Origin of the sequence: Vibrio sp. CB1-14, assembly GCF_040412085.2 — a bacterium.
GTDB classification, from domain to species: Bacteria; Pseudomonadota; Gammaproteobacteria; order Enterobacterales; family Vibrionaceae; genus Vibrio; species Vibrio chaetopteri.
In genome coordinates, this window is the sequence record NZ_CP115920.1 from 660520 (window position 1) to 678701 (window position 18182).

Consider the following 18182-nt stretch of genomic DNA (forward strand, 5'->3'; position numbering starts at 1 on the left):
TGGCCAGTTCTTGATGAAGTTCACCTCTATTCTCAGTTCTGAGACAAAGTGAACACAAAAAAAGCAGCTTTTGCTGCTTTTTAGGTCGTTTAGTTATCTCTACCGTTTAGGGCGTCGAGTGGTTGTGACGGTGAAGATAATGACAGGCATTATCGCTGCCCATATAGCGAGCGAGTGAACGTTGGGGGACTCGCCTTAAGTCGACGACAATCAATCCATCAAGAGCATTGTTAAAGTCAGGGTCGACATTGAAGCTGACAAGCTTACCGTTGAGACTAAGGTACTGTCTGAGTAATACAGGTACGCTTTTGCCTTGGTCAAGGCGAGCGATAACACGAGAGAGTAACTGCATATCAGCCAGCGCGGACAGCAACTGAGCGTTCCAGTTGGGATGAGCAGCAAGCTTGGGTGGGTTAGGGGCACTGACATGCTGTGCGCTGTCTTGGTCGTAGTGGTGTAAGGTCATGGTATCGGTGAGTAACTGTCTTGCGACATCGCTATAGTCACTACTGATACTGACCGGACCAAACAGGTGAGTATAGTCTGGGTGGCGATGCACAAACTCAGCGATACCTTTCCAAAGCAGTAACAGTGCGCTCATGCTCTTTTGATACTCTTCGGCAATCACGCTGCGACCCATTTCAATCGATTTGCCCATAGTAGCCAAAAAGGGGTGTTCATAGTCAAAAAGAGTGCGCGAATAAAGGCCTTGAATGCCGTGCTTCTCCAGCAATGTATCAACCAGACCAAGACGGTAAGCCCCCACTAATTTATTGTTCGCTTTGTCCCAAATAAATAGGTGTTGGTAGTCCTTATCAAAGTGGTCGATATCCAGTGCTTGCCCAGTCCCTTCGCCTACCAAACGGAAGTTGTGTTCTCGCATGCGACCAATCTCATGCATCAAGGCTGGAATATGCTCCATGGTCGTGCAGTAGACATCAAACTCACCGCTAGAGAGTAAGTGGTGCTGCGATGGTAACTGGTTGATATCGTTCAGCAGTTCGCTTAAAGGTAGAGCCGAGGCAACCGGCTCTGGGTGTGTTAGTGATGACGATTGAGTATTCGGGTTCGTCTCTGCTGGTATTTGGCTTTGCTGTTTGCCCAGTAGGTAAGTATTGAGACGAAGGTAGTTCACCAACTGACGATTATCTAAGGTATTGACCTCTTTGAACTTGATTACTTCGCCGATAGAGATGCTTATGGGGCGATTTTTCTTGTTCAGCAGTTCACGGCCGAGCATGGCTGTTCGAAGCATTGGATGAACCTTACCCGCCAGATAAAAACGCTTGGAGTTAAGGCCGCCAATGTGCACTGGGACGGTCAGTGCTTTGTATTTCTTAATAAGCGTACTGACCGAGCGGCTCCACTCTTTATCTTCGAGGCAAAGTGCTTTGCTATCGACCAGTTGCGAGACTTCACCCGCCGGGAACACCAATAGTGCGCCGCCCTCTTCAAGGTGATGATTGGCTTGGCGTAATGCACGGGTATTGGACTTGTGTGCATTGGCGCCATCAAATACGTCAACGCCAATAAACAAGGGTTCTAGTTCAGGAACCAGTTTTAGAAACTCATTGGCTAGGATCTTCACATCTTTGCGCCGTTGCAACAGAAGCTCAGCCAGTATCACACCCTCAACGCAGCCTAGCGGGTGATTAGCGACAATGAGGGTCGCGCCCGTTTGAGGCAGGTTATCTCGACTTCCAGTAACAATGTGATAGTCAATGCCCAAGATCTCGAGTGCAAAGCGAAGAAAACGCTCGGTATCACAACCTGGTGGACGCTGTGCATATAAGTGGTCTAATACAGAAAGGCCGGTTGCCCACTCGGCAACATTTTCTGCAATGCCCAGTGGGGTTTTTCTCGGTAAGCGAAACGGGCTGGTGGTATCCATAGCAACCTCTAAACAATTTCCATGTAGTGTCGTTAAGAGGGTATGACGTCTATATGTCAGAATTGCGTAGCCTAGATGGAAGATGGATGACGTATTGATGTCAAACGGGTGACGAGGTGAACAATAAGCAATAAAAAAGAGCGCCGTAGCGCTCTTTGTATAAGAAAGGGATAGTTAGAATGAAGCGTTGACTGACAGTTTAAAGCGGCGCTCATTGCCATAGTGCACATCCGTAACGACACCGTGGCTGGTGCTGCCACCCGTGCCTGATACATATTCGGTATCAAACAGGTTTTCGATGTTGAAGCGGAAATCCCAAGTTACATAGTCGCTGCTGATTTTGTGCGATGCACCGGTATCAACGCGGGTGTAACCATCAAGTGTGACGGTGTTTGCGTTATCTGCCCAGCGCTCACCTTGATAGAACAAGCCGATATTAAATGCCGTTGCGTCAGTAAATGCGTAGCGTGTCCAAACGGAACCAGACCACTCAGGTACGTTTGCTGGTGTCTTATCTTGATATAAGTCGTGCTGGTCGTACTTAGCATCTAGGTACATGGCAGATGTCATCACAAACCAGCTATCAGATAGCTGACCTTGCGCGCCAGCTTCAGCGCCGCGGTGGTGTTGATTACCATTTTGCGTAGTGAAGCCATTCTCTTCGATACTGATGTTACGTTTTTCGATATCAAAAAGCGCACCTGTTAGCAGTAAGCGGTTATCCAAAAGCTCCCACTTTGTTCCCAGTTCGTACTGGCGGCTCTTTTCTGGTGTACGCTCAGTAATTGACCCATCATCATTGACAACATTGTCCACCGGATTGAAGCTTTCTGAGTAGTTGGCATAAATGCTGCCTGAATAGCTTGGATGATAAATCACGCCGAATTTTGGTGAGAAAGCTTGGCTGTCGTTCGCGCCATTCACGGTGTCACCGTTACTATTCGTACCATCTTCGAAGTACTGATCGTAGCGGCCACCCACAAGCGCTTGCCACTGGTCGTTGAAAGTAATCAGATCTTGCGCATAGATACCGTAGAAGTGGTTGCTACTTTCGTAGGCAGTATCGTCATTGTGATAGTCTAGACCCGGATTCTTAGGAGATTCGCCTGGGTTGACATTGATAGTACTGCCTCTAACGAGTAGCTGGGTGTACTCATAGAATTGGCCGTTAGCACCAAATAGCACTTGATGATCGACACCAAGTGCCGAGAAGTCGCCGTGTAAGTCAGCATGGAACGCTTGAGTTTTCCACGTATCATGACGGTCAAACGGACTCATTGTGTAGCTGCCATCGACGATGGTTTGAGCCGTCGGTTTTGGGCTAGAGTCATAGCGGTGACGCTTCATATGCTGTGAGTTATAACTGAAGTTAGCGCGCCATTGTGAGTTGATGTACACATCAAGATCAGCACCCCAGTTTTCCACATCGTTGTTGATGAATGACCAAGAGGCATCGCGGATCGTATCGCGATCGCTAATTCGGTTGCCTTGCATGTCTAGCCAAGAACCCGTGTCCAGCGGCGCGTTGTCGTTGGTCTTTTCATAGTTAACAGATAATAGACCCCAGTCAGACAGATCCGCTTCAATCACACCATAGCCTAGGAAGCGATCTCGCTCGCGCTGTTCCCCATTAGCATATTGACGAGATTCCACAGCGTCTTGTTTCACCAGCACAGTACGACCTCTCAATGTGCCAGATTCATTAAGCGCACCAGAAGCGTCAATGTGATAGCGAGTGCTACCAAGGTGGTCGATATCGGTACCAACATTGACTTGTGGTGTCGCGGTTGGCTTTTTAGACACCATGTTGATCATGCCACCAGGCGCCGAGTTACCGTAAAGAAGGCTCGATGGTCCTTTAACGACCTCGATACGATCTAAGGTCTCAATCGGCAGCATGTAATGAGTAAAGAGTGAGTGACCGTTTCTTAGATAGCCGTTGGTTGATGAGAGCTCAAAGCCGCGCAGATAAAATACTTCGCGATTCCACTTTTGAGAGCCCGCATTGACACTGGCGTCGTTTTGCAGCGCTTCACCTAATGTGGTGGCCAGCTGTTCATCGAGCACAATTTCAGGAATGACGTTAACCGACTGTGGGGTTTCTAGCATGGTAGTATCGGTGCGCATAGCGCCGCTTGCACTGTCAACTTTATAGTCGTCGAAGCTTTGGGCGTGTATTACCAAGGTTTCGTCAGTTTTTGTTGGTTCTGATTGGGCAAATACCGGAGAAGTATTGAGTGCAAGTACCACTGCACTGCAAAGTGTGGTCACTTTGAAATTCATTGGGGCTATCCTAGCTCGATTATCCGAGACAATTGTTTTTGTTATTAGCAGAATGAACCTGAAGTAGGTCTACGATTGAACTGCGAAATGAATGCTAATGCGATTTATTATTATTTGCAATTGTAATAAATGTAAGCATTTGTATCTTTTGTAGGTACAAGGGATTGATTGCATATAAGTGGTAGATAGGGTGTAATTATCTTGTTGTAATTAAGGAGGTTCTATCAATGGAATGGGGACAAGAACAACAAAAACAGAGCTACCGTTTCTTGCAGCCGGGAATGAAACTTACCTTGTCTTCGGTGAGTGATTCACACATCAAAGGTGTGGCTGTTAACTTGCTTGGCTACAAAATTGATGAGTTTATTGTCGTTGATACCTCAGGACTGACTCCGGATGTGCAGCAGCAAATCAATGACGGTGAGTTTGTGGTGCGTGGACTCTCAGATACCAGTTTTGGTCACGTTATCGCGTTTCGCTGCCATGCTCTTTCCAGTTCAGAATTACCTTGCAGTCACCTGTTCCTATCGTCTCCGGCAGAGTTTGTATCCAAGCCGATCCGCGAGCATTCTCGTTACAAACTCTCTATGCCTTGCACGGTGTCTTATGGTCAATCCAGCATTGAAGGTAAAATTGTCGATTTCTCGCTGGCTGGATGTGGAGTTTATCTAGAACAAGCTCACGACTTTTGTAAGGGGCTCGATGTGAAAGTGGAGTCGACACTGAATCAGTTTCTGCCTGCGGGGATGGTGTGTGAGGTGGTAACGGTGCGAAAGCAGGGTCGTGGGAGTCTGCTGGGTATCCAGTTTAACCAGCAAGTGCTGATGTCGAACCGTTTAAAGACCACCTTAGCGGAACAGTCCCTCGCGGTTTCCTAGTACAAACTTCATTTCAGAGAAGCGCTGCTACGCTCGCGAAAGTGCGCTAAACGTCAAGCCAGTGGTATGCGCTCGTCAAGATTAAGCTAGTGGGTGCTCACTTTTGTACCTAGGATGCAACAATGCTTTTTCTTCGCTTATTTCAAGGTGTAAACTGTGCTATATAAAGAGCAGAATTTCTCAATGGAATGTTCCGACTTATGCGTATCTTCACTCTTGTGCTGCTAATGGTTTTTTCTTGGCTTCAATACACCCTCTGGTTTGGAAAAAATGGCATTGTTGATTTCCAACAAGTGGATACAGAAATCCAAGTACAGCAACAAGTTAATGGCAACTTACAAACCCGCAACGATGAAATGTTTGCTGAGATTGACGATCTTAGACAAGGGTTGGATGCCATTGAAGAGCGAGCGCGACATGAGCTAGGAATGATTCAACAAGGAGAAACCTTCTACCGAATCATAGGTGAGGATAACCAATGATCCCTGAGCATCATCCTATTATTGCTATCGTGCCTGCCGCAGGTGTTGGTAGCCGCATGCAAGCGGATATTCCCAAGCAATATCTCAAAATCCATGAACAAACCATTCTTGAGCACACCATAGAGCGCTTGCTGGCGCATCGAAGTATCGATAGCGTCATCGTAGCGATCAGTGATGGCGACCCATACTTTGAAGGTTTATCGTTTATCTCAGATAAGCCTGTTGTACGGGTCTTGGGAGGTGGTGAGCGGGCAGACTCAGTGCTGTCGGCCATTGAGTACGTCAAACAGCGTATTCCTAATGCGTGGTGCTTGGTTCATGATGCGGCAAGGCCGTGCATTACCCATGAAGATATTAGCAAACTCATCTACGAAGTAAGCACTCACCCAGTTGGTGGTATACTCGCAGCCCCGGTGAAAGACACGATGAAGCGCGCTAACGATGCACAAGGTATCGATCATACTGTCGATAGAGCAGGTCTTTGGCATGCGCTAACCCCACAGATGTTTAAAGTAGAGTTGTTGCATAGTGCGCTCAGTGATGCGTTAGCCGAAGGGGTCACTATCACTGATGAAGCATCAGCGGTCGAGTGGACAGGTTTGTCCCCACTGTTGGTTGAAGGGCGCAGCGACAACATTAAAATTACTCGTCCAGAGGATCTCGCTCTGGCGGAGTTTTATCTCAAAAATAAGGAATTAGAACAATGAGAATAGGCCATGGCTTTGATGTACATAAGTTTGGTGGTGAAGGACCTGTCATCATTGGTGGTGTCGCCATTCCTTATGAACAAGGGCTAGTTGCCCATTCTGATGGTGATGTGGCGTTGCATGCACTGTGTGATGCACTGCTAGGCGCTATTGCTGCAGGCGACATTGGTCGTCATTTTCCTGACACGGATGAAGAGTGGAAAGGAGCAGACAGCCGCGCATTGCTTCGTGATGTCTACAGCAAGGTCAAATCACAAGGTTATGAGTTGGTGAATGCTGACGTAACCATCATGGCACAAGCACCAAAGATGGCTCCGCACATTGAAACTATGTGCCATACCATTGCCGCTGATTTGGAAACCGACATTGGTAACATCAATGTAAAAGCAACCACGACGGAAAGACTCGGTTTTACAGGACGTAAAGAAGGTATCGCCACAGAAGCTGTGGTTCTGATCAACAAAGTAACGTCCTAAAGGCAAATATCATGACTGATGTGTTAGAAAACCTGAATTATCTTCACGGCAAACCTGCGGTTAGCGCTAAGTTTAAAGCCAGCAACCAAGACTTCATTGTCAATGAGGTTCTGGGGTTTGAGTTTGCGGGAGAAGGGGAGCATTTGATGCTCCGCATACGAAAAAATGGTGAAAACACCAGTTTTGTCGCCAATGAATTGGCCAAAGTGTGTGGCGTAAAATCGAAAGATATTGGTTGGGCCGGCCTCAAAGATCGCCATGCCGTGACTGAACAGTGGTTAAGCGTCCATTTACCAAAGAAGAACGTACCAGACTTTAGCGCCTTCTTGGCGCAGTATCCTAGTATTGAGATAGTGGCGACCGATTGGCACAACAAAAAGCTGCGTCCAGGCGATCTTGCTGGTAATGAGTTTGCCATCCGTTTGACTGAGGTGTCAGATGTTGAAGCACTAAAAGCGCGCGTAGCGCTCGTTTGTGATTCTGGCGTACCAAACTATTTTGGTCAGCAGCGTTTTGGACACGATGGTAACAACGTGAGCGAAGCGAAGCGTTGGGGACGTGACAACGTGCGCACTCGCAATCAGAATAAACGCAGTTTGTATCTCTCTGCGGCGCGCTCATGGATCTTTAATCACATCGTTTCAGAGCGTTTGCAGCAAGATTGCTTTAACACTGAGCTGGCCGGGGACATTCTTGACGAAACTGGGATGATCACCGCTGCATTGGCAGGTGATAATGCGCTACCAACCACCGATGAGGCCGAGAAGCTTGAACAAAGCATCTTAGATCAAGAGCCAGATTTGATGGCGCTTATCCGCGGTAATCGCATGCGTCACGACAGACGCGCTATTGTGTTAAAGCCTGACTCATTGAATGCACAATGGGATGAAGATTCTGTAACACTGAGCTTTTTCTTGGATTCAGGCAGTTTTGCGACCTCGATTCTTAGAGAGCTGGCAAATGTAGAAGAAGTAGAAAGGCAATTCTAGGATTCATGGAAACAAACAAACAGAGAATCAAAGTCCTCATCAGTAATGATGATGGCGTACACGCCGAGGGAATTCGCACATTAGCGGCGGAGCTGGCAAACATTGCTGATGTGACCATCGTTGCGCCAGACAGAAACCGTTCGGGCGCATCGAACTCATTAACGCTTGAGCAGCCGCTGCGTGTTAACGAAATTGAGCCTGGTGTTTTCTCGGTTCAAGGAACGCCAACCGATTGTGTGCACTTTGCGCTTAATGAATTGATGAAAGACGATCTTCCCGATTTAGTTCTGTCTGGGATCAACCATGGGGCTAACTTGGGCGACGATGTGCTCTATTCTGGTACTGTAGCGGCGGCTATGGAAGGACACTTTCTAGGCGTTCAATCCATCGCTTTTAGTCTGGTTGGTAAACAGCACTTTGCTGTAGCGGCGATCATCGCTCGTCAATTTGTCGAGCGTCATTTGGCTACTCGTGTGCCGACCAATCGACTATTGAATATTAATATCCCAGATAAGCCGCTGGCGCAGCTTGGTGATGTTGCCGTGACTCGATTGGGTGCCCGTCACCATGCTGAAGCGATGATTAAGCAGCAGGACCCAAGAGGGCACGACATTTATTGGTTGGGACCTCCAGGGAAAGAGCAGGATGCTGGAGAGGGCACCGATTTTTACGCAGTTGAACATGGGCGTATTTCTATTACACCACTGCAGGTGGATTTGACCGCACATGAGTCGATTGGTGCGATGGAACGTTGGGTGTCAGGGAGAGAGTAATTAATGAACCCACAAGCAGCGAAATTAGTGGAGTTTATCCGAGCGCACGGTGTAGCTGATCCCCGTGTGCTGGATGCTATCTTCTCCGTACCCCGTGAGCAATTCGTGTCACAAGCGATGCTTCACCAAGCCTACGACAACAATGCTTTGCCTATTGGTGCTGGGCAGACGATTTCTCAGCCCTACATTGTCGCGAGAATGACCGAGCTGCTTGAGCTGACACACGATACTCGAGTGCTTGAAATCGGAACTGGCTCAGGCTATCAAACTGCCGTGCTGTCGCAGTTGGTGGAGCATGTCTATTCGGTTGAGAGAATAAAAGCACTGCAATGGGAAGCAAAGCGCAGGCTAAAGCGTCTTGATATTTACAACATCTCCACCAAACACGGTGACGGTTGGCAAGGCTGGCAAGCCAAGGGGCCATTTGATGCCATTATCGTCACGGCTGCAGCTTCCGAAGTCCCTCAAGCACTATTGACCCAGCTCAATGATGGTGGACGTTTAGTGATCCCTGTCGGTGATAATGAGCAACAACTATTAAAAATCACTCGTAAAGGTGATAGCTTTACTACCGAAGTTATTGAATTAGTGAGGTTTGTTCCTCTCGTAGCAGGTGAATTAGCGTAAATGCAAAAGCGGTTAAAAGCAGTGGTCTCCGTTGTTTTTTTGTCCAGTGCACTGATTGGGTGTGCTGGGCATTCGCCTGCGCCTGTCTCAAATCTGGGAGGCAAGTACGATAGTGTTTCCCGTGGCAGTTATCGTGGCAGTTACTATGAAGTGCAAAAAGGGGACACCCTATATTTTATCTCATACGTCACGGATAAAGATGTTAACGATCTGATAAGACTCAATAATCTTAAGAAACCCTACACCATTCACCCAGGCCAGCGTTTGAACCTGTGGCGCCCGGTCTATTCCCCACCGGTGTTTGCTGGTTCTGGTTCAGGTGAGGTTGCAACCGCCTCTGTGGCAACGGCTGCAGCGAGCTCGAGCACCGCGACAACGGCGTCAAAACCGCCTTCAAAAGCGGGTAGCTCATCAACGCAAAATAGTCAAAAAACCGCCGCAAAGAAGGTTGATCAAACTCAAACAAAGGAGTATGGTGAGGCTAAAGGTAAACAAAATGTTAACAAGACTAAGCCCCAAACGGTAAAACAGACAACCAAGCCAGCCGCGAAGCAAACTGTCGCGAAGGCGAAACCAGCACCGAAACCGGCGCCAAGCACAGCGGCAAAAGTATCAAGTTGGGTCTGGCCGACTAAGGGTCGTGTCATAAAGAACTTTTCTGCAGGGGACCAAGGAAATAAAGGAATCGATATTGCAGGCCGCCGAGGCCAAGATATCGTCGCCACTGCAAAAGGAACCGTGGTTTACTCAGGCAACGCACTACGTGGTTATGGAAACCTCGTTATTGTTAAGCATAACGACAGTTACCTAAGTGCTTACGCTCACAATGACAGACTATTGGTATCGGAAGGACAAAGTGTTAAAGCCGGACAAAAAATCGCTACGATGGGAAGTTCCGGAACCAACAGCGTTAGACTGCACTTTGAAATCCGTTATCAAGGAAAATCAGTAAACCCAAAACGCTACTTGCCGTAACTGCCGTATAACGAATACACCATACGAAAAGCTACTTGCAATTTGATTGACTTAATCAGAGAAAGTTAGCGACATAGTTGAGTTGTCATGTCTTGCTAGCTCGCCAGGGGGAGGCGCTATGAGTATCAGCAATGCAGTAACCAAGAACGAAAACTTCGATGCCAACAGTGAGACTGTTGATGTTGTAGAACCTACACTGACGAACGATGACGCCGCAACAGAGACTGAAGACAAGGATTTGTACGATGCCTCTGCGAAAAGCTTAGATGCCACCCAGCTCTATCTCGGCGAAATCGGCTTTTCACCACTCTTGACCGCAGAAGAAGAAGTGCTCTATGCAAGACGTGCACTGAAAGGCGATGAAGCAGCCCGTAAACGCATGATCGAAAGTAACTTGCGATTAGTGGTTAAGATCTCTCGACGCTACAGTAACCGTGGTCTAGCGCTTCTTGATTTAATTGAAGAAGGCAATTTAGGTCTTATTCGTGCAGTAGAGAAATTCGACCCCGAGCGCGGCTTCCGTTTCTCAACGTATGCGACGTGGTGGATACGCCAAACTATTGAGCGTGCTTTGATGAATCAAACACGCACGATTCGTCTGCCTATCCATGTGGTAAAAGAGCTCAACATTTACCTACGTACAGCCCGTGAACTGTCCCAAAAGCTGGATCATGAGCCAACAGCCGAAGAAATTGCACATAAGCTGGATAAACCGGTGAGCGACGTTTCCAAGATGCTGAGACTCAATGAACGTATCAGTTCGGTTGATACGCCAATTGGTGGGGACGGTGAGAAAGCGCTGTTAGATATCATTCCGGATTCAACGCACTCAGATCCTGAAGTCTCAACCCAAGATGACGATATTAAATCATCGCTTATTCACTGGCTTGATGAACTGAATCCAAAACAAAAAGAAGTGTTGGCACGACGCTTTGGATTGCTAGGCTATGAGCCTTCAACCCTTGAAGAAGTTGGGCGAGAAATCAATCTTACTCGCGAGCGTGTGCGTCAAATTCAAGTCGAAGGTCTACGTAGACTGCGTGACATTTTAGTCAAGCAAGGCTTGAATATGGAATCACTGTTTAACTTTGACGACGATTAAATCGTAATTGAACCGTAATAAAAAACCGCCGTGAGGCGGTTTTTTTGTATTCAAAGTCATGCTCTAAGCATTATGCCCAGCCATTAGGACTCTTCTTACGACGTGGGATAATGTGAGGAAGGATAAGACCAAACAAAAGGCCTACACCCGCAACACCACCGCCATACATAAAGTAGCGCAGTAGTAGGTCTTCTTTTTGCGTATCCAGTTTAGCACGTAGCTCGCGGATTTCTGTTTGAGAAGACGTCAGCTGCGCGCTGATGTCAGAGTAGTTTTGCTCAAGCTCTGCAATTTGCTTGTTGCGCGCTTCTAGAGAGCTGACTAGGCCACCTTTCTCGCTGTCCGCAGTTTCGCGTGCATTTGCTAGCTGAGATTTAACTTGCGTCAGTTCTTTCTCAAGACGAGGTAGGCGTACCGCCATACTTTCTTGAGCCGTGACGAACTTCGAGTCTACCCAGCCTTTACGGCCGCGGTTGTCTTGAACTTGGGAGTAGCCCGTGTCACGGTTAGAAGATAGTAGTTGCACTTTGTCACCAGCGTTAATGCTGCCGATGATACGATACTGAGCGCTTGGCCCTGAGTGCAGATAGGTAAATAGCTTGTCAGCAATATATCGATCTTGAGCCAACGCTGCGGGAGCAGCGAGTAACGACACCATGATCATGCAGATCAGTTTTTTCACAGTAAGTCCCTTAAGTGTATCAATGGGGAATGATGAAGAAAGTCGCGTTTGCAGCTGGGCTGATACGCACTCTCAAATTGTAAACTTTTAAGAATGGGCAAATAGTATGAAGTTTCTCAATCGGGTGCAACAAAGAAGGGAGGCAAAGCCTCCCTTTATTTGAATTTGAGTCAAATATGACGTGAGCTTCACATCTCCCTGACTTTATCTAAGCCTTGGCTTATGCACCAAATATCGCTTGCATCATGTAGTAGAATACTACCGCAAGTAGTGCACCAGCAGGTAGAGTCACTACCCAAGAAGCCACGATATTACGTACAACACCTAAGTTAAGTGCTGCGATACCACGAGCGAAACCAACACCCAATACCGCACCTACAAGCGTTTGTGTGGTCGAGATAGGAAGACCGGTACCCGACGCTAGAACAACGGTACAAGCCGTTGCTAGCTGCGCTGCGAAGCCGCGGCTAGGCGTTAGTTCAGTGATACCTGTACCTACCGTTGCCATTACTTTGTGCCCCATAGTCGCGAGACCCACAACGATACCGATACCACCTAGTGGAAGAATCCACCATGCGATGGTGCTCTTAGCGTTGATTTCACCCATGTGCTCAACCGTTGAAACAACAGCAGACAGCGGACCAATCGCGTTCGCTACGTCGTTTGAACCGTGTGCAAATGCCATCGCACAAGCTGTGATAACCATCAGAACGCTGAAGATACCTTCTACGCCACTAAAGCCATGGTCTTCTTCACGGTCTGCAAATTTACGTTGGATGTAGATGTATCCGCCAATCATAACTAGAGACGAAACGCCTGCAGCCCACGCCCACGCTTCCATACCTTCAAGGTGCAAGCCTACGTGTTTTAGACCTTTCTTGATGGTTACCAGCGCAATCACCATAGTGGTAATGAACATGTACACTGGAACAAAGCGCTTAGCGTTAAACAGTGGCTTTTCGGTATCGAAAATCAGGCGCTGTGCGCTGACAAAGATAAGGTAAGCGAAGAAACCAGAAATCACAGGTGTGATAACCCAGCTACCTACGATGCCTTTTACTGAACCCCAGTCAACCGCTTCAGTACCCACAGACACACAAGCGAAACCGATGATAGCGCCAATGATTGAGTGAGTAGTTGATACCGGCCAGCCCATGTAAGAAGCGAGCAATAGCCAAGTACCTGCCGCTAATAGAGACGACATCATACCGAATACTAGAACGTCTGGCTGGTGAGCAAACAGCGAGGTTTCAATCACACCCTTACGGATAGTGTCTGTTACCTCACCGCCAGCAAGGTATGCGCCGGCGAATTCGAAGATCATCGCGATGATGATAGCTTGCTTAACTGTTAGAGCTTTAGAGCCAACAGAAGTACCCATTGCATTGGCAACATCGTTTGCACCGATACCGATCGCCATAAGGAAACCGAACATCGCCGCAACAAGAATCAGGATAGTGCCGTAGTTTGCAAGAATATCCATTGTAATACCTAGTTTTGTTTCATAACAAGCGGAGCAAAAGTTTGGCGCAGGGCAATCTCTTAAGCATTGTCTGTGCTCAACGCCTAATACTTCTTCGCTCTTTGTTACTTAGTTAACGTGTGTTTAAGACCTAGACAGCATGAGTTCAAGACGAGCGCCTACGCGCTGAGCTTGATCTGCAATACCGCCGACCCATTCAAGAATTTTGTACAAGAACATAACGTCGATTGGGTTCATGTCTTGTTCAATCGCCATCAGTTGCTGACGAAGCTGGATTTGCATGGCATCGGTATCATCTTCGATGACATCGAGTTGGTGAATCATCTCTGCTACCAGAGTCACTTCACGACCTTTAAAGCCTGTCTCTAGCAGTTCATCCAGCTCATTGATAACTTTCTGAGCTTGGTTTGCTGCATCAAGACAACGCTTCACATAAGCGATGAAGTTTTCTTGAAGTGGCGCAGGAATGACAAGTTGGCGACCGTAAACACGACCGGCAATGTCTTTGGCAAGGTTGGCAAGCTTATCTTGCTGCGTCAGTAGCTCTAGCATATCGCTACGGTCTACAGGCAAGAACAGGCCGCGTGGTAGTTTAAGACGGATCTCACGTTTCAAAACGTCGGCTTCTTTCTCAAGATGAGAAATCTGCGCACGGATCTCCGCTGCTTTTTCCCAATCACCCTTTGAGCTTGTCTCAAAGAAGTTGATAAGGTGAGAGCAACATTCTGTTACGCACACAACGTGGCGCTGCAAAGGCTTAATTGGGGACTTTGCAAATAACCCCATAATTGTATTTACTGGCATGGTTGTTCAACCTAATTAATATAACCTGAAATAAACATACACCAATATCATGGTGAAATGTTGAGCGATGGCTATAAAGGCGCGCATGTTAACCCATTAAAACGCCGATTTAAACTGTTTTAGATCATCATTTGGGTGATATTTGTCACTTGCTGATTAGTACAATTGCTCATATCCTGTTGTGAGTGTCCCCGAAAGGTAAAACTATGGAAACCGAGATAGAACTGAAGTTTTTTGTTTCTCCTGATTTTTCAGAAACTTTACTCAGCAAGATTGCTGAAACAAAAGTACTTCAGCACAGTTGTCGCGAGTTAGGAAACACTTACTTCGACACCCCCGATAACTGGCTTCGTCAGCATGACATTGGACTGAGAATTCGTCGTTTCGATGATGTTTTTGTGCAAACCATGAAAACCGCAGGTCGCGTCGTTGCGGGGTTGCATCAACGTCCGGAATTTAATGCTGAACACACATCAAATGATCCAGAACTCACGCTACACCCCCTCGACATCTACCCAGAAGGGCGCAGCGTTGAAGAGCTGCAAGCTCAATTGGTGCCGATTTTTGCCACCGACTTTACGCGTGAGCAATGGTTGATTGGTATGGCCGATGGCAGTCAGGTAGAAGTGGCGTTTGATCAAGGTTTAGTGTCATCAGGGGACAAAACTTACCCTATCTGCGAAGTCGAACTCGAGCTTAAATCGGGGCAAACAGACGTGCTATTTACGCTTGCTCGCGCCTTCTGTGAGGCGGGCGGTATTCGTCTAGGTAACTTAAGTAAAGCTGCGCGAGGCTATCGCTTAGCGGCGGATTATGGCGGCGATCCGGTGAAAAGCCTGGAGCTGGTGGACACCTCGGACACAGACAGTGTTGAAACCTGCTTTATCCAGTCTCTAGAGCATGCTTTGGCGCATTGGCACTATCACGAGCAGATATATACCGAGCACGAATCGATTGAAGCGCTGCTCGAAATCAGCTACGCACTGAGCTTTATTCGTCAAACATTGACCGTATATGGCAGCATCGTCCCTCGACGCGCCAGCGCTATCGTTAGGCAAGAGCTGAAGTGGCTAGAGCAAGAACTTGCTTGGCTAAAGAGCTATGAACATTTTGAAACACTTTTGGAAGACAAAGGACACGTGCTTCGAAAGCTTGATGCTCGAAAATTCCTCGTTTCAAAGCTAAAAGAGCGTGAGCAAGACTTGCCAGATCGCGAAGATATGTTGCGACTGATTCATTCGGGACGATATGCGGGTCTGTTACTGGACCTCAGCCGTTGGATTTTGTCTCGCGGTTGGCAGCCATTCTTAGATGATAAAGCACGCGAGAAAATGGCTCAGTCAATCAAGCCATTCTCCATGCAGCAGTTGGCACGCACTTGGGCTGAGCTGATGGATGCCTTCCCGCCCAAAAAATCACTGACACGTCAGGAATACATTGAGCAGCAGTACCGACTGATGCGCAACCTTTACACGGGTGTTGGTTTCGCCAGCCTTTACAGCATGGAAGAGCGGAATAATTTTCGCTTGCCGTGGGCAGACTTGCTGCAAGGCATTGATGATCTGCTGATGTTAGAGCTTTTAGAGCCGCTGGTGGAAAAACTGGAAGGCGAAGAGCGTGAACAGCTTGAACGCTGGCTACGTCGCCAAGAGAGCTCGATTCTGCATGCCATGGAGCAAACTAGGCAAATCAGTATTGAAGCTGAGCCATATTGGCAAAACTAGTACAAATTAGAATAGGGAGGCTTTAGGCCTCCTTATTTTTTCTCGCGTTCTAGTGATTCAATTTTCTGTTCCATTTTCTCCAGCTTATGCAAAATCACCTCTTGCTGATTGAGCACCTTTTGTAACATCACTTCTTTGTGTTTGGAGCGTCTTTCATCCATGGAACTGGGTGAAGATAGGAGCGAAGTGATCAAGCCCGATGTCATACCAAACATACCGACACCGCAGATAATAATCATACCAGCCAAGACCTTACCCACACTTGTAACTGGGTAGTGATCACCGTAACCGACGGTCGATACCGTGACGAAAGCCCACCAAACAGCATCACCAATATGCTGGATATTCGCATCAGGATCGCCACTTTCCGCCCACATAATGAGTCCAGCGCCAACCGTAATTAGCAGCACAAGCAGCAGAAGGATCGAGGCGATTGTCGTCTCATGCTTGTTGCGAGCAAGCTGTCTTAACAAGGTTTCACCAGAACGAATGACAAGCACTACGCGGAAAATGTGAAAGACACGAGCAAAGCGCAGTGGCTCGATCATCGGCAGACTGGCGAGGAAATCAATCCAATGCGTTTTCATAAATTGCACTCGATCTGTGGAGCGGATCAGATCCACAACAAGTTGCAGAATAAATAAGCTACAGATAATAAAGTCGAGGCCGATAAGAACAGTACGCTCATCCTCGTTGATGGGAGCAAACAATAAGGCTGAGATCACAAATAGAGCCATAAAAGAGAGGATAAGTGACAATAAGCTCAGAGGCTTAACTTCAGTTTTGGTATCATTTGCTTTCATACGAGGCTCGAAATAAATAACTTGGTCTCATGAGTCACAATTCCCCCTACGGCTTTGGCATGCAGGCAAGTGATGATGACATTCAGTTAGAGAAAGATTCTCTAACTATATAATAATTAATGGAGAACGGATAATGACCGCACTGACATTTAAACCATGGGAGCGACTCATCACGGATGTACGCTTGATCCCTAAGATGTTGATGTTGATGATTTTTAGTACCGTATTGCTGATTGGTAAGCAGTTGTGGGATGCAAGCACATTTTACGACTCCCTTCTTGCCGCAACCCAGAACGAAGCGATTGCTCAGCAGCACTACGAAGCCTATCTAATTCAAGTCGTATGGCAGACTGCCCTAATGATTGTTCTCTTCGTGGCTCTATTGTTGTTTGCCGCGAAAACTATGCTTAAGCAAACCAACTATTTAAGTGATGCGATTAAGCGTATGGCCGATAAAGATCTTACCATTCCTGTGCTTATGGAATGTAAAGATGAATACGGCGATGTGGCGCGTGAACTTGAGAAAACGCGTGTCCACCTGCAAGACATCATCAAGACTCAGGTAGCGACCTCTCAAGAGCTAGCGACGCTGACTGAAGTGATGACACTTAGCATGTCTGAGACCAAAGAATCTTCTCAAGAAGAGTTCCAAGAAATTGATCAACTGGCGACGGCAATGAGCGAAATGACGTCGACGGTACAAACTGTGGCTGATCATGCGCAAAATGCTTCGCAGCTGACTGAACAAGCGTCGGGTCAAGCAGAGACAGGTCAGCGCTTTGTACAAGGTACCGTGACTAAGATGAGTGAGCTGTCGAATGATATCTCTGCATCAGCCCAGGCGGTCAACCAAGTGGAAGAGCGTGTTGAGTCGATTGGTAGTGTTGTTGGCACTATTCAAGGCATTTCAGAGCAAACCAACTTACTAGCGCTTAATGCGGCGATTGAAGCGGCACGTGCGGGTGAAGCTGGCCGCGGCTTTGCTGTGGTTGCGGATGAAGTACGTAACTTAGCGCAGCGCACTCAGCAGGCGACGGTTGAAATCCAAGAGATGATTTCTCACCTTCAATCGAGCGCCAATTCTGCGGTAGAGCTAATGGAGAAAAGTGTGGTTGAAGCGGCAGATGGTGTGGAGCTTGTGACCAATGCCGGTGCTGAACTTGATGGCATCGTTAGCCAAGTCAATCAAATCAATGACATGAACTTCCAAATCGCGACCGCAGCGGGTCAGCAAAGCAGCGTAGCGGAAGAGATGAACCAAAATCTGACCAATGTTCGCGAGTTGGTTGAAGCGTCTGTGACGGTGGTGACAGAGCTTTTAGAGACATCAGAGATGATGCAAAGCAACGCAGAAGAGTTGGACGGAAAGATCAAATCATTCCGAGTTTAATGCGAGCTCATGGCGTCTAAACCGGAAGGTTTACATCATTAAAAAACGGCTCACTTGGTATCAAGTGAGCCGTTTTTCTATCTATTATTCATCTCTATTCAGTGGCCATCTTT

At 47.5% G+C, this 18182-nt stretch carries 17 protein-coding genes; 11 read left to right on the forward strand and 6 right to left on the reverse strand.

What is annotated here, in order from left to right; translation table 11 throughout:
- Positions 1 to 106: 106 nt before the first annotated feature.
- Together PG915_RS03040 and PG915_RS03045 are read right to left on the reverse strand one after the other, a co-directional pair.
- Positions 107 to 1891: a lysophospholipid acyltransferase family protein gene (locus PG915_RS03040; RefSeq protein ID WP_353497809.1), complete on the reverse strand. Its 1785-nt coding sequence runs from the start codon at positions 1889 to 1891 to the stop codon at positions 107 to 109.
- A gap of 174 nt (positions 1892 to 2065) precedes the next feature.
- Complete coding sequence (locus PG915_RS03045; RefSeq protein ID WP_353497810.1) at positions 2066 to 4174, reverse strand: TonB-dependent siderophore receptor; 2109 nt, start codon at positions 4172 to 4174, stop codon at positions 2066 to 2068.
- 227 nt (positions 4175 to 4401) lie between these two features.
- On the opposite strand from PG915_RS03045, the gene PG915_RS03050 reads away from it, so the two are divergent.
- The 9 genes from PG915_RS03050 to rpoS all read left to right on the forward strand — a co-directional run bounded on the left by PG915_RS03050 (position 4402) and on the right by rpoS (position 11183).
- Complete coding sequence (locus PG915_RS03050; protein WP_353497811.1) at positions 4402 to 5052, forward strand: PilZ domain-containing protein; 651 nt, start codon at positions 4402 to 4404, stop codon at positions 5050 to 5052.
- 200 nt (positions 5053 to 5252) lie between these two features.
- A complete protein-coding gene (ftsB, locus tag PG915_RS03055; RefSeq protein WP_353497812.1) occupies positions 5253 to 5534 on the forward strand; it encodes a cell division protein FtsB in 282 nt (93 codons plus the stop codon).
- Positions 5531 to 6241 (forward strand): 2-C-methyl-D-erythritol 4-phosphate cytidylyltransferase, encoded by a 711-nt coding sequence (gene ispD / locus PG915_RS03060; protein WP_353497813.1) that lies wholly within the window; start codon positions 5531 to 5533, stop codon positions 6239 to 6241. Before ftsB ends, ispD begins: the two co-directional genes overlap by 4 nt.
- Positions 6238 to 6717: a 2-C-methyl-D-erythritol 2,4-cyclodiphosphate synthase gene (ispF, locus tag PG915_RS03065; RefSeq protein ID WP_353497814.1), complete on the forward strand. Its 480-nt coding sequence runs from the start codon at positions 6238 to 6240 to the stop codon at positions 6715 to 6717. Before ispD ends, ispF begins: the two co-directional genes overlap by 4 nt.
- Before the next feature lie 11 nt (positions 6718 to 6728).
- A complete protein-coding gene (gene truD / locus PG915_RS03070; RefSeq protein WP_353497815.1) occupies positions 6729 to 7706 on the forward strand; it encodes a tRNA pseudouridine(13) synthase TruD in 978 nt (325 codons plus the stop codon).
- A gap of 5 nt (positions 7707 to 7711) precedes the next feature.
- Positions 7712 to 8479 (forward strand): 5'/3'-nucleotidase SurE, encoded by a 768-nt coding sequence (gene surE / locus PG915_RS03075; RefSeq protein WP_353497816.1) that lies wholly within the window; start codon positions 7712 to 7714, stop codon positions 8477 to 8479.
- Between the two features lie 3 nt (positions 8480 to 8482).
- Entirely contained in the window at positions 8483 to 9106 is a 624-nt protein-coding gene (locus tag PG915_RS03080; protein ID WP_353497817.1) for a protein-L-isoaspartate(D-aspartate) O-methyltransferase, read from the forward strand.
- Entirely contained in the window at positions 9107 to 10081 is a 975-nt protein-coding gene (nlpD, locus tag PG915_RS03085; protein WP_353497818.1) for a murein hydrolase activator NlpD, read from the forward strand. It begins immediately after the preceding gene.
- Between the two features lie 118 nt (positions 10082 to 10199).
- The gene (rpoS, locus tag PG915_RS03090) at positions 10200 to 11183 is read left to right on the forward strand and encodes an RNA polymerase sigma factor RpoS (protein WP_353497819.1); all 984 of its coding nucleotides are present in this window, start codon (positions 10200 to 10202) and stop codon (positions 11181 to 11183) included.
- A gap of 70 nt (positions 11184 to 11253) precedes the next feature.
- On the opposite strand, the gene PG915_RS03095 is transcribed toward rpoS, so the two are convergent.
- The 3 genes from PG915_RS03095 to PG915_RS03105 all read right to left on the reverse strand — a co-directional run bounded on the left by PG915_RS03095 (position 11254) and on the right by PG915_RS03105 (position 14152).
- Positions 11254 to 11865 (reverse strand): TIGR04211 family SH3 domain-containing protein, encoded by a 612-nt coding sequence (locus tag PG915_RS03095; protein ID WP_353497820.1) that lies wholly within the window; start codon positions 11863 to 11865, stop codon positions 11254 to 11256.
- A 220-nt stretch (positions 11866 to 12085) separates the two neighbouring features.
- Positions 12086 to 13348 (reverse strand): inorganic phosphate transporter, encoded by a 1263-nt coding sequence (locus tag PG915_RS03100; RefSeq protein ID WP_353497821.1) that lies wholly within the window; start codon positions 13346 to 13348, stop codon positions 12086 to 12088.
- 123 nt (positions 13349 to 13471) lie between these two features.
- The gene (locus tag PG915_RS03105) at positions 13472 to 14152 is read right to left on the reverse strand and encodes a TIGR00153 family protein (protein ID WP_353497822.1); all 681 of its coding nucleotides are present in this window, start codon (positions 14150 to 14152) and stop codon (positions 13472 to 13474) included.
- A gap of 206 nt (positions 14153 to 14358) precedes the next feature.
- Here PG915_RS03105 and PG915_RS03110 point away from each other — a divergent pair, with 206 nt between their 5' ends.
- Entirely contained in the window at positions 14359 to 15876 is a 1518-nt protein-coding gene (locus tag PG915_RS03110) for an inorganic triphosphatase (RefSeq protein ID WP_353497823.1), read from the forward strand.
- 32 nt (positions 15877 to 15908) lie between these two features.
- On the opposite strand, the gene PG915_RS03115 is transcribed toward PG915_RS03110, so the two are convergent.
- Entirely contained in the window at positions 15909 to 16679 is a 771-nt protein-coding gene (locus PG915_RS03115; RefSeq protein WP_353497824.1) for a potassium channel family protein, read from the reverse strand.
- Between the two features lie 133 nt (positions 16680 to 16812).
- Between PG915_RS03115 and PG915_RS03120 the strand changes: the two genes are divergently transcribed.
- Positions 16813 to 18069, forward strand: coding sequence for a methyl-accepting chemotaxis protein (locus PG915_RS03120; RefSeq protein WP_353497825.1), 1257 nt, complete (start codon positions 16813 to 16815; stop codon positions 18067 to 18069).
- Positions 18070 to 18182: the final 113 nt, after the last annotated feature.

Coding starts and splice junctions, on each gene's coding strand:
- PG915_RS03040 (WP_353497809.1), bottom strand. CDS start 1,891: ATGGATACCACCAGCCCGTTTCGCTTACCGAGAAAAACCCCACTGGGC.
- PG915_RS03045 (WP_353497810.1), bottom strand. CDS start 4,174: ATGAATTTCAAAGTGACCACACTTTGCAGTGCAGTGGTACTTGCACTC.
- PG915_RS03050 (WP_353497811.1), top strand. CDS start 4,402: ATGGAATGGGGACAAGAACAACAAAAACAGAGCTACCGTTTCTTGCAG.
- ftsB (WP_353497812.1), top strand. CDS start 5,253: ATGCGTATCTTCACTCTTGTGCTGCTAATGGTTTTTTCTTGGCTTCAA.
- ispD (WP_353497813.1), top strand. CDS start 5,531: ATGATCCCTGAGCATCATCCTATTATTGCTATCGTGCCTGCCGCAGGT.
- ispF (WP_353497814.1), top strand. CDS start 6,238: ATGAGAATAGGCCATGGCTTTGATGTACATAAGTTTGGTGGTGAAGGA.
- truD (WP_353497815.1), top strand. CDS start 6,729: ATGACTGATGTGTTAGAAAACCTGAATTATCTTCACGGCAAACCTGCG.
- surE (WP_353497816.1), top strand. CDS start 7,712: ATGGAAACAAACAAACAGAGAATCAAAGTCCTCATCAGTAATGATGAT.
- PG915_RS03080 (WP_353497817.1), top strand. CDS start 8,483: ATGAACCCACAAGCAGCGAAATTAGTGGAGTTTATCCGAGCGCACGGT.
- nlpD (WP_353497818.1), top strand. CDS start 9,107: ATGCAAAAGCGGTTAAAAGCAGTGGTCTCCGTTGTTTTTTTGTCCAGT.
- rpoS (WP_353497819.1), top strand. CDS start 10,200: ATGAGTATCAGCAATGCAGTAACCAAGAACGAAAACTTCGATGCCAAC.
- PG915_RS03100 (WP_353497821.1), bottom strand. CDS start 13,348: ATGGATATTCTTGCAAACTACGGCACTATCCTGATTCTTGTTGCGGCG.
- PG915_RS03105 (WP_353497822.1), bottom strand. CDS start 14,152: ATGCCAGTAAATACAATTATGGGGTTATTTGCAAAGTCCCCAATTAAG.
- PG915_RS03110 (WP_353497823.1), top strand. CDS start 14,359: ATGGAAACCGAGATAGAACTGAAGTTTTTTGTTTCTCCTGATTTTTCA.
- PG915_RS03115 (WP_353497824.1), bottom strand. CDS start 16,679: ATGAAAGCAAATGATACCAAAACTGAAGTTAAGCCTCTGAGCTTATTG.
- PG915_RS03120 (WP_353497825.1), top strand. CDS start 16,813: ATGACCGCACTGACATTTAAACCATGGGAGCGACTCATCACGGATGTA.